1 protein-coding gene is annotated in these 1084 nt (G+C 41.5%); it reads right to left on the minus strand.

Annotated elements, in window-relative coordinates:
• Window positions 1–972, minus strand: a 972-nt coding sequence (locus AC3WRW_RS32985; protein WP_492550436.1) for an IS1182 family transposase, incomplete at its 3' end; no start/stop codon positions are given.
• Window positions 973–1084 lie beyond the last annotated feature (112 nt).

A 1084-nucleotide genomic window follows, 5' to 3' on the forward strand; every position in this document is an offset into this window, starting at 1 on the left:
ATTTTTCTCCTCATTGAAAATAAACTTGTCCTTCGACAAGCTCTCGGATGTGGATGAGGTTGAGCGGCCTGCAATAACAGGGTAGATTTTCATTTCTAACGTCTCTTTGCAAATGTGGGGGGTGAAATATCCGTTATCCAGAGCTACAGCCTCGATCGTAGTTTCAAATCCGAATTTTTGAATTTGGTGTTGTAATCGTTCCAAATAAACGACGGAGTCGTTAACATTTCCTTTTGTCACATGGACATCTGTAATGATGTTGAATTTATGATCGACCGTACGATGATCTAAGTAAAAGAACCCCTCAGGTTTACCTTTGCGCATCATATACCCACTGTCTGGATCCGTCGTGCTTACCTTAATCTGCTTGGTCTCGTTCACCGCCTCCTTGCGTTCCAGTTGCTTTTTTCCATGTTGCTCTCGATCTTCATCTACGGCTTTATCCAGTTCCTGCGTATATTCGTGGGGAGTCTGTTCCACGGTTTGCATGGTGTATTTGTTTTTATTGGCTTTTGCTTTAATGTGCGTGGAGTCGGTGATCAACACACGGCCTCCAACCATTCGATGTTTGATGGCAAGCCGAACAATCTCATCGAAAATATCTTGAAAAACCGTCGTATCTTTGAAACGCGTACGACGATTCCAACTGATGGTTGTGTGGTCAGGCGCTTTTTGAGAGAGACCAAGTCCCAAAAACCAGCGATAGGCAATGTTCAAATTGATTTCCTGCTCGAGTTGGCGCTCCGAACGAATGCCGTATAAATAGCCAATAAACATCATTTTAAAAAATAAAATGGGATCAAATGAAGGCCGCCCATGGTTCTCACTGTAAAAAGGACGGACGATATCTAAAATAAATGAGAAATCAATATGAGCATCGATTTGGCGAAGTAAGTGATTTTGAGGAACCATTAAGTCAATGCAGACGAGTTCATAGTCTAATTGCGGGTCTTTCGGAGTAGAACGAAACAGAGCAGTCACCACTTTCAATGTTATTATCTAATTATAACAAATTAACGCGGTAATGTATTGAATTAAAAGTGTTTAAATAAAGGCTGCCGAGACTTTCTCGACAGCCTGAAAA

Source organism: Paenibacillus sp. FW126-R14 (assembly GCF_058789495.1).